15 protein-coding genes are annotated in these 13721 nt (G+C 56.8%); 5 read left to right on the forward strand and 10 right to left on the reverse strand.

The features are described from left to right. Positions 1 to 34: 34 nt before the first annotated feature. From fdh3B to ACR0LZ_RS11305, 6 genes are all read right to left on the reverse strand, one after another. Positions 35 to 628 (reverse strand): formate dehydrogenase FDH3 subunit beta, encoded by a 594-nt coding sequence (gene fdh3B / locus ACR0LZ_RS11280; RefSeq protein WP_480601309.1) that lies wholly within the window; start codon positions 626 to 628, stop codon positions 35 to 37. A gap of 12 nt (positions 629 to 640) precedes the next feature. Then, positions 641 to 3535: a formate dehydrogenase subunit alpha gene (locus tag ACR0LZ_RS11285; protein ID WP_480749906.1), complete on the reverse strand. Its 2895-nt coding sequence runs from the start codon at positions 3533 to 3535 to the stop codon at positions 641 to 643. 105 nt (positions 3536 to 3640) lie between these two features. After that, on the reverse strand, positions 3641 to 3829 hold the full coding sequence (locus tag ACR0LZ_RS11290; protein WP_480749907.1) for a twin-arginine translocation signal domain-containing protein: 189 nt from the start codon (positions 3827 to 3829) through the stop codon (positions 3641 to 3643). 61 nt (positions 3830 to 3890) lie between these two features. Then, the gene (locus ACR0LZ_RS11295; protein WP_480749908.1) at positions 3891 to 4502 is read right to left on the reverse strand and encodes a TorD/DmsD family molecular chaperone; all 612 of its coding nucleotides are present in this window, start codon (positions 4500 to 4502) and stop codon (positions 3891 to 3893) included. Positions 4503 to 4506: 4 nt separating this feature from the next. Continuing rightward, complete coding sequence (locus tag ACR0LZ_RS11300) at positions 4507 to 5085, reverse strand: DUF3306 domain-containing protein (RefSeq protein ID WP_480749909.1); 579 nt, start codon at positions 5083 to 5085, stop codon at positions 4507 to 4509. Next, positions 5082 to 5636: a DUF3305 domain-containing protein gene (locus ACR0LZ_RS11305; protein WP_480749910.1), complete on the reverse strand. Its 555-nt coding sequence runs from the start codon at positions 5634 to 5636 to the stop codon at positions 5082 to 5084. The genes ACR0LZ_RS11300 and ACR0LZ_RS11305 overlap by 4 nt, the downstream gene beginning before the upstream one ends. A gap of 267 nt (positions 5637 to 5903) precedes the next feature. Between ACR0LZ_RS11305 and ACR0LZ_RS11310 the strand changes: the two genes are divergently transcribed. Further along, the gene (locus tag ACR0LZ_RS11310) at positions 5904 to 7859 is read left to right on the forward strand and encodes a 4Fe-4S binding protein (protein WP_480749911.1); all 1956 of its coding nucleotides are present in this window, start codon (positions 5904 to 5906) and stop codon (positions 7857 to 7859) included. On the opposite strand, the gene ACR0LZ_RS11315 is transcribed toward ACR0LZ_RS11310, so the two are convergent. After that, entirely contained in the window at positions 7853 to 8581 is a 729-nt protein-coding gene (locus ACR0LZ_RS11315) for a hypothetical protein (protein ID WP_480749912.1), read from the reverse strand. The genes ACR0LZ_RS11310 and ACR0LZ_RS11315 overlap by 7 nt on opposite strands. 65 nt (positions 8582 to 8646) lie before the next feature. On the opposite strand from ACR0LZ_RS11315, the gene ACR0LZ_RS11320 reads away from it, so the two are divergent. Genes ACR0LZ_RS11320 through ACR0LZ_RS11335 form a run of 4 tightly spaced genes read left to right on the forward strand, consistent with a single transcriptional unit; the run spans position 8647 to position 11079 of the window. Beyond that, the gene (locus ACR0LZ_RS11320; protein ID WP_480749913.1) at positions 8647 to 8844 is read left to right on the forward strand and encodes a DUF6494 family protein; all 198 of its coding nucleotides are present in this window, start codon (positions 8647 to 8649) and stop codon (positions 8842 to 8844) included. Beyond that, the gene (locus tag ACR0LZ_RS11325) at positions 8841 to 9902 is read left to right on the forward strand and encodes an Mrp/NBP35 family ATP-binding protein (protein ID WP_480749914.1); all 1062 of its coding nucleotides are present in this window, start codon (positions 8841 to 8843) and stop codon (positions 9900 to 9902) included. The genes ACR0LZ_RS11320 and ACR0LZ_RS11325 overlap by 4 nt, the downstream gene beginning before the upstream one ends. Further along, entirely contained in the window at positions 9899 to 10603 is a 705-nt protein-coding gene (locus ACR0LZ_RS11330; RefSeq protein ID WP_480749915.1) for a biotin/lipoate--protein ligase family protein, read from the forward strand. Before ACR0LZ_RS11325 ends, ACR0LZ_RS11330 begins: the two co-directional genes overlap by 4 nt. Then, complete coding sequence (locus tag ACR0LZ_RS11335) at positions 10600 to 11079, forward strand: DUF6505 family protein (RefSeq protein WP_480749916.1); 480 nt, start codon at positions 10600 to 10602, stop codon at positions 11077 to 11079. Before ACR0LZ_RS11330 ends, ACR0LZ_RS11335 begins: the two co-directional genes overlap by 4 nt. Before the next feature lie 93 nt (positions 11080 to 11172). On the opposite strand, the gene ACR0LZ_RS11340 is transcribed toward ACR0LZ_RS11335, so the two are convergent. The 3 genes from ACR0LZ_RS11340 to ACR0LZ_RS11350 all read right to left on the reverse strand — a co-directional run bounded on the left by ACR0LZ_RS11340 (position 11173) and on the right by ACR0LZ_RS11350 (position 13695). Then, positions 11173 to 11673, reverse strand: a complete 501-nt coding sequence (locus tag ACR0LZ_RS11340) for a flavin reductase family protein (RefSeq protein ID WP_480749917.1) — start codon at positions 11671 to 11673, stop codon at positions 11173 to 11175. A gap of 88 nt (positions 11674 to 11761) precedes the next feature. Further along, a complete protein-coding gene (locus tag ACR0LZ_RS11345; RefSeq protein WP_480749918.1) occupies positions 11762 to 13174 on the reverse strand; it encodes a 3'-5' exonuclease in 1413 nt (470 codons plus the stop codon). After that, positions 13171 to 13695: a hypothetical protein gene (locus ACR0LZ_RS11350; RefSeq protein ID WP_480749919.1), complete on the reverse strand. Its 525-nt coding sequence runs from the start codon at positions 13693 to 13695 to the stop codon at positions 13171 to 13173. The genes ACR0LZ_RS11345 and ACR0LZ_RS11350 overlap by 4 nt, the downstream gene beginning before the upstream one ends. Between the last annotated feature and the right edge of the window lie 26 nt (positions 13696 to 13721).

Consider the following 13721-nt stretch of genomic DNA (forward strand, 5'->3'; position numbering starts at 1 on the left):
GGCGGGTCACCTATTTCGTTATTAGGCCAGCGGTTTAACCGCCTTTTTGGTCATAGGCTGTGCCCCATCCCCAAGCGCCCGAGCCGAATCCGCGCGCCACGACGCGTTCACGGTAAATCGCCGAAACCACATCGCCGTCACCTGCCAGCAGGGCCTTGGTGGAACACATCTCGGCGCAGATGGGTAGTTTGCCCTCGGCAATACGGTTGCGGCCGTATTTCGAGAATTCCGCATTGGAATGCGTCTCCTCGGGGCCACCGGCGCAGAACGTGCATTTGTCCATCTTTCCACGTGATCCGAAATTACCCGCCTGCGGATATTGTGGCGCGCCGAAGGGGCACGCATAGAAACAATAGCCGCACCCGATGCACAGGTCCTTGGAATGCAGTACCACACCGTCTTCGGTCTGATAGAAACAATCTACCGGGCAGACCGCCATGCAGGGTGCATCCGAGCAGTGCATGCAGGCCACCGAGATTGAGCGTTCGCCTGGTTTGCCATCATTGATCGTTACCACCCGTCGGCGGTTGATGCCCCAGGGTACCTCGTGCTCGTTCTTGCACGCGGTAACGCAGGCGTTGCATTCAATGCAGCGTTCAGCGTCGCAGAGAAACTTTGCTCTAGCCATAAATCATCCTCCTTACGCTGCCGAGATCTTGCAGAGAGTACACTTGGTCTCCTGCATCTGGGTTACCGAGTCATAACCGTACGTCTGCGCCGTGTTTGAACTTTCACCCAACACATAAGGGTCTGCCCCGGCCGGGTATTTGTGACGAAGATCTTCGCCCTGGAAATGCCCACCGAAGTGGAATGGCATAAAGGCCACGCCGGCACCGACCCTTTCGGTTAGCATCGCCATAACCCTGACCTTGCCTCCCTCAGGACTTTCGACCCAGACCTGACTGCCGTCACGAATGCCAAGGTTGTTGGCGTCGCGCGGGTTGATCTCGACGAACATGTCCTGTTGCAGTTCGGCCAACCATGGGTTTGACCGGCTTTCCTCGCCACCGCCCTCATACTCGACCAGTCGACCTGACGTAAGGATTATCGGGTAATCCTTTGAAAAATCGTTCTTCTGAATCGAGGCGTAGAGGGTAGGCAAGCGATATGCATGCCGGTCTTCGTAGGTCGGGTAATCCGCCACCAAATCACGCCGCGGTGTATAAAGCGGCTCGCGATGGATCGGGATCGGGTCCGGGAAAGTCCAGACGACCGCGCGGGCTTTGGCGTTGCCGAAAGGAGCACAGCCATGCTTGATTGCTACCCTCTGGATACCGCCGGAAAGATCGGTTTTCCAGTTGGTTTCCGGGCCTGCAACCGCGTCGATGGCCGCACGTTCCTCGGCCGTCAGATCGCCGTCCCATCCCAGATCCATTAGCATTTGCATGGTGAATTCCGGATAGCCATCCTGAATTTCAGCACCTGGGTTTGAGACCCCGTCAGCCAACAGGTTGTCACCATCCCGCTCGACCCCGAACCGTGCGCGGAAGCACAGGCCGCCTTCGGCGACCGGTTTGGACATGTCGTAAAGGTTAGGCGTTCCGGGGTGCCCCATCTCGGCTGTACCCCAGCAAGGCCACGGCAGGCCGTAGTATTCGCCATCGTTCGGTCCGCCCACAGCCTGCAACGTGGTTTTGTCAAACGTGTGCTGGTTGGCCATGTGACTTTTGAGCCGTTCCGGCGACTGCCCAGTATATCCGATTGTCCAGAGACCTGAGTTGAGTTCGCGGGTGATGCTTTCGACGTTTGGGGTTTCGGAATCCTCCATTTCGATGTTTCGGAACAAACGATCTGACCAGCCGAACTTATTGGCGAACTTGGCCATGATGACCTCATCCGGCAGACTTTCGAACAACGGATCCACCACCTTGTCGCGCCACTGCAGCGAGCGGTTCGAGGCCGTGACCGAGCCCCGGGTTTCGAACTGCGTGCACGCAGGCAACAGGTAGACGCCGTCAGTGCGATCATGAAGCACGGCGGAAACAGTTGGATACGGGTCTATAACGACCAGCATATCGAGCTTCTCCATCGCCGTTTTCATTTCCGGCCCGCGGGTCTGCGAGTTGGGCGCATGACCCCACAACACCATGGCCCGGACGTTGTTGTCCTGGTCCATGTTGGCCGGGTCTTCCAGAACACCATCGATCCAGCGGGATACTGGAATGCCACTTTCATTCATCAGCGGCTTATCCTTGCCATCCTTATCCTTGATCGTGGCGAACTGCCCCTTTAGCCAATCCAAATCCTCGCCCCAAACTCGCGACCAGTGGCCCCACGCCCCGGCGCTTAGGCCATAATAGCCGGGCAGGGTGTGGCTGAGTACGCCAAGGTCGGTTGCGCCCTGCACGTTGTCGTGGCCGCGGAAGATGTTGGTTCCGCCCCCCGTGGTGCCCATGTTGCCAAGCGCCAATTGAAGCACGCAATATGCGCGGGTGTTGTTGTTACCATTGGTGTGCTGGGTGCCGCCCATGCACCAGATTACGGTGCCGGGACGGTTGTTGGCCATGGTGCGGGCCACGCGCTTGAGCTGGCTTCCCGGTACGCCTGTCACACGCTCGGTCTCTTCTGGTGTCCATTGAGCGACTTCGGTGCGGATTTGATCCATCCCCCAGACACGGGTGCGGATGAACTCTTTGTCTTCCCATCCATTGTCGAAGATGTGCCAAAGGATACCCCAGATCAGTGCCACGTCCGTCCCCGGACGAAAGCGCACGTATTCATCGGCATGGGCCGCGGTTCTTGTGAACCGCGGGTCACAGACGATGAGCGGGGCATTATTTTGTTCTTTTGCGCGCAAAACATGTAACAGCGAGACCGGATGAGCCTCGGCAGGGTTGCCGCCGATAATGAAGATGGCCTTGGAGTTGTGGATGTCGTTGTAGCTGTTCGTCATCGCGCCATAGCCCCAGGTGTTTGCCACACCTGCAACCGTGGTCGAGTGACAGATACGGGCCTGGTGGTCCACGTTGTTCGTGCCCCAATAGGCGGCAAACTTGCGGAACAGGTACGCCTGTTCATTGTTGTGTTTGGCTGAACCGAGCCAATAAACGCTGTCAGGCCCGCTTTCCTGACGGATCTGCATCATGCCGTCGCCGATCTCGTTGATCGCCTCTTCCCAACTGATGCGTTTCCACTCTCCGCCTTCTTTTTTCATCGGATATTTCAGGCGGCGTTCGCCATGGGCGTGTTCGCGAACCGACGCCCCCTTGGCACAGTGTGCGCCTAAGTTGAACGGGCTGTCCCAACCGGGTTCCTGCCCGACCCAGACGCCGTTTTGCACTTCGGCAATGACTGTGCATCCGACCGAACAGTGGGTGCAGACGGACTTGATGTTTTCAACGGCCTGATTGGCCGCTGTCTGGGCGCTGGCTGGCGTCACGGTTCCGCCCGTTACGCTGATCGCGGCCAATCCGCCGATCGTTAACCCGGACCCGCGCAAGAATGCGCGGCGATCGACGGTTTTCTCGCCGACCTGGGACAGGATACTTGTCCGCTGGGGGCGTCGCGCAACCCCGTTGGTCTTTTTCCTAAGCATGTTTTTCCTCCCTTGCACGCCATATATTCATGGCTGGCTTGGTACTCCCAAAACCCGGTGTCAGAGCCTCACGCAACCGTCGACCGGGTGGTGACGTCGTCCGGTTCAGAACCGGGCGCTGTCCAAGTAGGCGCGAGTGTGCGCGGTATCCTGAATGCGGGTTTCATCCACGGGCTCATGCGCCGCTTCGGCTTTGTCGCTCAGGCTGGCTGCGGCGACGGCAGCAGGCGCTGCGGTTCCGGCCAGTTTCAGGAAGTCGCGGCGGGATGTGCCGGTATCCTTGGTCTTGCTCATGGGATCCTCCTTTCCCATTTGCGATGTAGCGCCCATTCGGGCGCTGGCGAATGGCAACGCATCACGCTGCCGTCATTCGGAACGCTTCACGCTCGATTTCCATGAATATCCGCCCGGCAGTACCGACGGAGGCATAGAGAACCGAGTTTTCGGCAGCTTCCAGATCCGAATAGAAATGCACCGCCCAAGGGGCGATGTGTTTTCTCCAGAACAACTTTTGATCGCCTAATGACGCGGGCGCACCAAAGCGCCCCACTATCATGCCCCCCATCATCTCCATCAGCGAGGCAATGTTGTCTTCGGGCTCGAACACGTTCGGTGCACGTGTGATTCCACGCGCGACCATGTCGTTTCGCAGTTGCGCCAGAGGCTTTTCGTTCAAAAAGCCGGTGAGGTAGAAACTGGCATAGGGCAACAACTCCCCACGTCCCAATCCGATAAACAGGGCGTTGAACTCGCGTTCCGCTGCGGCTGGCTTGGTCACTTTGGCGACACGCGCCATCGATTGAATCGCTAGCCCCAAATCCGAGTCGTCGCCGCGTAGTCCTGCGATCTGATTCAACAGAATCTGTTCGGGCGGGCTAGCAAGCAACACGCCAAGAAAGTTGTAGAAATCCGCACGCGTCCGGTCTTCGGCGGCTATTTCCGGAATTTGCGCAGTCTTGGCCGTCATCAGGTTATCCTTCAAATTCGAACCGCATTCGGCGAGGGGGAGGTGCGGCGCTCAATCTGTCTTCTGTGCCAAGATCGCTGACTTCTGCAGGAGGCTCAGCAGCGAGAGCAGGGGGTGAGGGTTCGACGTCATCAAAAATCGTCGTTTCGACCACTTCATCGACATCCGGCATTTCCGTTTCTTTTGATGCCATAGCCTCGATATGGGCTATCATGCCTTTTCCGACCTGATATGCCGTTTGGATATTTTCGACAACCCGCGTCGTGTCAGTGAAATCTTCACCATAGTCAACCAATCCGTCAACGTTCGCCAGAACCGGGTTCAGCCGCCACAGTTGCCGCAACGCACGACGGCGAATGCGGTCGGGAACGGCACGTGCCATAAAACCTGCGATGTCATCACCCGGCTTTAGGTGGTCCGGGTCGGGCAGGTCCAGCTCGGCGAGTATTTCGGGATCGCTTCTATGTTCGAGTTCCGCTTGTTGCTCCATCCTCGCCTGGGTTTGCAGGGCAACACGCTCCGCATCTTCCTCTGCCAGAACAGCGGCTTTGCGGCGGGACCAGAAATCTTGCGGGCGACTCATTGCACGATCCTCCGTGGCGCGCGGTAGACGTCCGCGTCTTGTCGTATTCGAGCGTCGCCCTTGCCGTTCTCTACCATATCTACCCTTTTTCTGTCGCGCCGCCGTTTGACGAATGCCTCATCGCGATGGTGTTTCAGGGTGAAATCTCGAACCCAGGCGATCAACCCCTCGGACATCGGTATCTTTTCGACGATTTCTTCGCCGGTGTCGGCATAGTCCTGTCCTTCGAATGGAGAAGCCGTGGCCAAAACAGCGTTCAAGACGCCGCTTTCGTCGCCCTCGTCGCGCAACACCAAATAGACTGAAGGTTGACTGTCGGCCAGATTGACCTTGTAGGCCTCGGTATCGGACGTCCAAAGCGTCAGAGGCAACGTGGCGGCATGATACTCGATTGCATCGCCCTCACGACGCAACTCGACCCAATTGGCAGGACCAGCGCCGGGTAGAACCGCGACCGCGCGCCAGTTCCACTTGGCCCACCGGGTCACGCCTGGTGATTTCCGAACGACTACGCCCAGCGGCATTTCAATGTGATTGGCGGCCTTGGCCACGTACTCCTCCCTGGAAGGCTCTCCCCATCCCTCCATATTGTGAACTATGGTACACAAAACAGCGCTGCGCCAAGCCCGGAGAAAAGATTATTTTTGTGTTCACCATTATTTTATCAACTAAATAACCAGCTCTGTGCTGCTGGCTTGCAGAAATTTATGAACTATAGTGCAGAAGGAGCGGCGGCCTGTCTGCCTTGATTCTTACTGACTTGCTGGTCGAACGATAGGTAGAGAGACAGTTGGGCTGGGTTTGTCCGAGGGGAGGACATGAAGAAAACACTGCTTTTGTGCGACTGTGCCGGAACGCAATCGATAGATGGGGATGCGCTTTCCAAGTCTTGTGGCGCAATGTGCTCGCGCGTTCATTCGGCGCTTTGTACGAGCGAACTGGCCGCCGCCGCCGAGCTAATGCAACAAGACACGGAACTGTTTATTGCTTGCAGCCAAGAGAAGGTGGTTTTTCAGGAACTGGCGGAAGAACTCGGTGCCGATACCGTCGGCTACGTGGATCTGCGCGATCGGGCAGGGTGGTCGGATGAAGGTGCCAACGCGATGCCGAAAATGGCGGCACTAACTGCCGAAGCCATGCTGCCTATTCCAACAACGCCCAGCCGGGATGTCGTCAGCGAAGGAGTCTGCCTTATCGTCGGGCCGGGCGACGTGGCTTTTGACCTTGCATTGCGGTTGTCGGATTGTTTGACCGTCACTGTATTGGTAACGGACAATGCAACACCTGTGTCGCGGGCATTCGATGCTGTACGTGGAAGGATCAGGCAAGTTCGTGGCGCACTTGGTGATTTCGAGTTGCGCCTTGATGCGATGCAGCAACTTTGTCCTGGCGGGCGTGACACCTTTGAGTGGTCTGCGCCGCGTGATGGTGCCCGATCGCAATGCGACATTGTGATCGATCTGACGGGCCAACAGGCCCTTGTGCAGTCGCCTCAGAAACGCGAGGGATATCTCCGGGCCGACCCTCGCGATGCTATTGCGGTCGCTGGACTGGCTTTTGAAGCGGCGCAACTGGTCGGGACATTCGAGAAACCCTTGTATGTTCGTCTTGATGAAAGTCTTTGCGCTCATTCCCGTGCAGGGCTGTCCGGCTGTTCGAATTGTCTCGACATTTGCCCGACCGGGGCGATAACCGCAGCGGGCGACCACATTCAAATCGATCCGATGATTTGTGCAGGATGTGGTGAGTGTGCAGCGCTTTGTCCGTCGACTGCAATCGCCTATGAAGATCCTCCACTCGCGTCGCTCATTTCGCGTATACAGATTCTGGCACGCACCTATCGTCAGGCTGGTGGCTTGTCGCCGCGCCTGTTGGTGCATGATGGGTTTGGGGGCGAGATGATCCGACTGGCGGCCCGGTTCGGGCGCGGGTTGCCAGCCAGTGTGATCCCGCTTGAGCTGGGCGTCGTGTCCGGTTTTGGACATGCAGAGATGCTGGCAGCTCTAGCGCACGGATTTGCGCGTGTGGACGTATTAATGTCTCTAAAAACGGAACGTGATGCCTTGCTGCGCGAACTCGTATTGGCGCAAGCAATTGCAGGAGAGAACGCAGTAGGTTTGATAGACGAATCCGACCCGGACGTGCTGGCGGAGATTTTGTACTCTCAGCTTGTGCCGGTCCCTCTATCCGCTCCGGTTTTGCCACTTGGCAACCGTCGCCAGATTACTCGACTTGCCGCAAAGGCGCTTAATCCCGATGCGCCCGATCCATTGCCGCTGCCTGAGACGGCCCCTTACGGCGCGATAACAGTCGACACCGACGCCTGTACGCTTTGTCTCAGCTGCGTGTCGTTGTGCCCTTCGGGCGCACTGATTGACAACCCGGACAAACCACAACTGAACTTTCAAGAAGATGCCTGCCTCCAATGCGGCATTTGCCGGACAGCGTGCCCGGAGAAAGCGATCACGTTGGTGCCTCAACTAAACCTAATGGATGCTGCTCTGTCACAATGTGTTCTGAACGAAGAGGAGCCTTTTACCTGCATCGAATGCGGAACACCTTTCGGGGTGGCATCCACAATCGAGCGGATCATGGAAAAACTGGCGGGCAGCCATCCCATGTTCGCGTCCTCGGAACAAGCGCGCCTTATCCAGATGTGCGACGATTGCCGTGTTCAGGCCCAATTTAACAGCAAAAACAACCCGCTCACCGGCAATCCTAAACCGCGGATTGTCACTACCGAAGACTACTTCAGCAAGCGCAAGGATCACTGAGTTTGCAAAGGCGCGCCAAGATCTGCAGCAGCAACCACGCTGACAAAAGCGAGAATCGCTTCCAGTTCGGATTGGGTAATCGTTACTGGATGGATTGGTGGCGGACGTCCGAGATCAAAAGGCGACGTTACCCCTTCGATCTGGGTAAAGGCTGGATGCGGATTAAGCGCATAAAACTGCTGAAATCGCGTGGACCAGTCAGGCAATGACCGCAACACTGCGAATGAGGGTGTCGAACCAAGCCCGTTCATTCGGTTTTCCGGCCCGATCACATGGCAACGACCACAATGAGTCAGAGAGAGTTTCGCGCCAAGTTGCGCATTGCCTTCGAAATCGGTTGTTTCATCAATGGACGCAATATCAATACTCGCGGCAAAAGGGATGCCGTCATGAGGCCGATAACTCTCGACTGTTCGTTTGCCGATGTCGGACAGAAGCCACTTCCGAAATCGTTGCTGACCCGCTTTTGCTTCAGTTCTTAAAAAATAAAGCGTGCCGCCACGCTGGAACACGGGGTCCCCTGGCGCTTCAGTGACGATCAACATCGGTCCGTTTGAGTCTGCAACAACCTTAACGCCGGTCTTGAGGGAAAAGCGTGGAAGAATATATTTCAACAAACCCGATTGAACAACTTCATCAGGTGCAGACAATCCCAATACCTCCTGCGACCAAGAGGGGCTGGCGTAGAGCATCAGGCTCAGGCACAACGGGGCAAAGCGCATGGAACAAGCCTAGAAGGATTTGGACGAATGCGTCAAATGAACAGTATGAGATGGAGACACATGCGATGAGTTGTGACTACAACATGTCGATGCGAAAATTCCTCAAGCAGGTCGGCGTGACCAGCCAACAGGCCATCGAAGAAGGGCTGCGCAAGGCAGGCAATCCGTTGGGCAAGAGCTTTGAGGCCAAGGTTGTGCTGACCATCGAAGGGCTGGAAGTCGAGCATGTTGTGACGGGCCAGATTAAGGATGACAACGCATGAGCATTCGTGATGCCGTTTTGGCCAACCTCAAGAAAATCACCGATCCAGTTTCCGGGCAGGACATCGTAAGCGCTGGGCTTGTTCGCGCGCTGAATGTCGAAGGCGATACCGTACGATTCGTTCTGGAAATCGATCCCAAACAGGCCGAACGGATGGAACCTATCCGTGCCACGGCCGAGCAGGCGGCAAAAATGGTCTCGGGCGTCGAAAAGGTTTCGGCCATGATGACCGCACATTCTGAAAAGACGCCCCCGGACCTGAAACCAAAACCGAAACCGTCCCAATCCGGGCCGCAGGCAGTGCCGGGCGTGGATCGCATCATTGCAGTTGCTTCAGGAAAGGGGGGGGTGGGCAAATCCACGGTTTCGGCCAATCTCGCCTGTGCTCTGGCCGCGGAAGGTCGGCGAGTTGGGTTGTTGGATGCCGACGTTTACGGTCCTTCGCAGCCGCGGATGCTGGGCGTATCAGGCCGTCCGGCAAGCCCTGATGGTAAGACGATTTTGCCTCTGCGAAATCACGGTGTCACCATGATGTCTATGGGATTGATGGTGAATGAAGGCCAGGCCGTGGTCTGGCGCGGTCCGATGCTGATGGGCGCCTTGCAACAGATGATGGGTCAGGTGCAGTGGGGCGCGCTTGATGTGTTGATCGTCGATTTGCCGCCAGGGACTGGCGATGTGCAACTGACACTCAGTCAGAAGTTCAAGGTGGATGGGGCAATCATCGTTTCCACCCCACAGGACGTGGCCTTGATCGACGCCCGGAAAGGGATTGATATGTTCCGTCAACTCAAGACGCCGATCCACGGGATGATCGAAAACATGTCAACTCATATCTGTTCCAATTGTGGATATGAAGAGCACGTGTTTGGTCATGGTGGCGTTGCGACCGAGGCCAAGGCGCTGGATGTGCCGCTATTGGGGGAAATCCCCTTGCACCTCGATATCCGGATCGCGGCGGATGGTGGGGCCCCCATTGTGGTCAGCAAGCCTGAAAGCCCACAAGCTGACGCATTCAGACGTATCGCCCGCGATCTGATCGCAAAAGGGTACGCATGAATCAGCCGGTCTTTCCTCCCTTGCTGGCCGGTCATCCCGTGCGGGGTGGGGAAGATCCTTTTGATCGTGCTCAGGCCCTTGCCGAACTAGGCTGTGATTCGGGCACCGTGACCTATAACATCCAGGCCGACTTATTGCGGGTGGCGATTGTTTTCGCGCCCGAAGTTCCGCTGAGCGACGCAATGGCGATGCTACCTCTATGCGCTGTGGGGTTCCAGAATGCCCTAGGCGTGCAAGCGCCACCAGAGGTGGCGGTTCACCTGAGTTGGGACGGGCTGATATGCGTCAATGGAGCTACTTGCGGGTATTTTCGCGCCGCGGCCTCCACGGCCGACTCTGAACAGGCACCCGATTGGCTCGTGATCGGATGGACCTTGGCCTTGATGCAAACTGACTCGCCGGGTGACAAGCTTGATAATACTGCGCTTTATGATGAAGGTTGCGCCGAAGTATCTCCTGTCGGGCTGATCGAAAGCTGGTCGCGACACATGCTGACCTGGCTCAATCGATGGCAAGAGGACGGCAACGGCCCCTTGCACGGCGAATGGATGGGACTTTTGCGCGGCATCGGCGAACCGGTCACTCAGTCAGGGATTCACGGGATATTTGTTGGAACGGACGAACGGTTCGGTATGTTGATCCGGGAAGGAGCCGACACTCATTTGTTACCGATGGAAACAGTGTTGGAGGGGAGGGAATGAAACTCGCGCGCGCAATCCATTTTGATGAAAGCGACCTGAATGTCTTTCATTCCCCGGCGCGCACCGGTGAGTGGTGCATCTCGGGTGGCTTCGAGTTTTCGAACTGGTCGCAAGCCGATCTGGAGGGTAAGGCGAAGCAGGCTTTTTCCAATGGTTGGCTTGGGCTAGAAACGTTTGGGCGCGTGACGTTCGTTGCAGTGACCCAAGTGGAACAGACCGAGTTTGAGCGATTGATCAAGGGACTGGCCGACTACTTCGTAAGTTTTTATGGCGCACCGTCCGTCGAAGCGGCACTGGATGTCGCGCGCGATGAAATCGTGTTCATGGCCGATCTTTGTGACGACCACTCTCCAAACACCTTGCTTACGGTCGCCCGCACATTGGGAGATGCTGGAGTTCATGAAACTTACCGCGTAATTACTCCTCAAGAGGCAGAGTTGGCGGCATTTGCAGTTCATGGGATAATGGACGACTGAGTTTTTCCAGGGGACGCGGCCTCTCTTGTCCTGTAGGTAATTCACTCCCTCGTTTAGTGTTTGGGAGCAATAACGATATGGCGGTTGGTGAGTTCAGAGAAGGTCTTTGAAAGCTCCATACTGGCCCCGTTTAAACATCAGGCCTTTGCCGGTGCGGTACATGACCTGCTCTACCTCTCCGACTATGATCAAGTGATCTCCTGCTTCGTGCCGGGCGTTCAACCGACAATCGAACCGGGCAAGACAACCCGATAGCAAAGGGGTGCCGTTCGTATCCGGTGTCCAAGTGGTATGAGTGAAATCGAACCCATTGCGGGCAAAACGAAGCGCCAGACCCTGCTGGTCTTCGGCCATGACGTGAATGGCATACCGGGTTGATGTACTAAATGCTTCGAACCGGTTGGAGTCCTTGCCCAGACACCAAAGCACCAGTGGTGGTGTCAGGGAAACCGAAGAAAATGAGTTGACCGTTATTGCGACCTGACCGGTCGGTGCTGCCGTCGTGACGACTGTGACGCCGGTTCCAAAACAGCCCAATGCCTCGCGAAAGGCAAGGGTCGCCTCCGTGCCGGGAACAAAGGTTTTTTCAGTCATCGCGCGCGCTCGTGTTCCTGAGTCGGTCCCACCTGCCATGCCTTGGGCAGTTTGTCCATGCAAGCAGGGCGCGCAAGGCGCCTTTACGTCAGTTCAGGTCTTCGAGCAGGCGACCGTGTTTGCGGGTCTCAGCAATCACATCGCCAAAGGTCTGCATGCCGCGGGCCTGAAGCATGGGAAGCATCCTGACCAGCACCTCTGCCGTAGCTTGCGCGTCGCCCAGCGCAGTGTGTCGCAAAGATTCTGGAATCGCGACGTCTAGCCGGTCGCACAGAGCGTCGAGTGTATGAACCTCGTTGGCGCCAAATAGAACGGCGGAGAGTAGTACTGTGTCCAGGATCGGATGATCCCAGACGACCTCCATAGGTTTCGCATGCCGACGAAGAAAGGCCATATCGAAAGGTGCATTATGCGCCACAATTACTGCATCGCGAGCAAAGTGATGGAAGGCTCGGCCAGCTTCGACGATATCCGGCGCGCCCCGAACCATTGCGTCACTTACTTTGTGCACCTTGGTGGAAGCAGGAGGGATTGGTATTCCGGGATCCACAAGTGTATCCAAACTCTCTCCCGAGATAATCCGTCCCTTCAGGATCCGGACAGCCCCAATTTGCACGATTTCGTCTTTGTGCGGTAAAAGGCCGGTGGTTTCGGTGTCGAACACAACAAAGCATAAATCAGCGAGACGTCGGTTTTCAAACGCCTCATCAAGATGCGATTCCAGCAGATCGAAATCATAGACCAGCGGGCGTTCGGATTCGGGCGATATTTGCGCTGTGGCTTCATCAAAAATCAGCATGTATCCAGGCGCACTCCCAAGCGGTTTCATTCGCACCGCGTAAGATTGCGTTCCGTCTGTACCGGTCAGAGTGCAGGATACATCCCTACCTGTCTTGATGAGTTTCGCGTATGCCGCCTCCAGTGCATCGCGGCGCAGGTAGTCAAACAGGGATGCGTTTAGGCGAGGAGGAGCGATTTGCGCCAACACCTCGGCAGCCTGCCCGTCATAGAGCACGATATGGTGTTTTGGGCTGGCCAGAACCATGGCCACCGGAATTTCGGTGAGGAGCGCGGTCAAGCGTTCCTTTTCGGAGGTCAATCGCGCAGTTTCAGCAGCTACGGCTTCGGCGGTGTTCATGGCCGTCTCGGACAGAACGCCGGCAAGCCCGGCGGCGGCCGGGGCAAGATCACCCAGATAGCGGGCGTTATGCATATCCAGATCGGTGGCCACTCCGGCATACGCCCGCGCCCGCATCTGCGCGGACAAGCGTTCAATCGGCTTGGCGACATTCTCGTCGAATAACAACCAAACCCCGACAATCAATCCCAGCAATCCAAAGGCGACGAGCAACCCACTGAAGACGAACGCATCCAGCATGTCCGGTGCGTTTGCTCGGCTATAGCCCAACCACAAAGCGGCGCCGGTCACGCTCAACCCGCCCAAAGCGAGCAGGCAAAAAAATAGAAACACGCGAAGTCGCAGGCTTAAGTGGGCCATCACTGCTGTATCTCGCACGTCGCTGAAATTACCAAATCAGTTTTGTCCGCCTCTATCCAGTTGGCATTCAGCACCTCTCCATCAGAGGCGAACTCAACACCATCGGAAAGGTCTGCCCGACGCAACTGGTTGCAATCTACGGCTATAGGCAGCTTGGACACCGGCGCCCAGCGGCCGAAGAAATAGAGATCGGCAAGGCGTTGACCAGGGACTTTTAAATTTGTTTGAACCGAAGCTTCATCGACTGCGGCAAAGCGTACGACAAATGGTGCCAAATATGTCCAGGGGCGGTAGACCGCACGGCTTTCGACTTCCTGCACGACTATCATCTCTTCGGGAAGGGCGGCGCGGGTTCGGTCGTACCAAGAGTATTCGCTGATGATCGTTACGCCGATCATCCCTAATCCTGCGGCCACCGGGGCCAGCCAGCGCGGCAAACGGCCTCCGGTCGCACGGTTGAAGATCATCACCAACCCAGCGATGGCAATGCCCGCAAAGACCGTTGCAATCAGCTCCAGAAACATGGCTTGTTCTCCCAATCCGTCTTGTG

The organism is Ruegeria sp. CI1 (assembly GCF_056536925.1).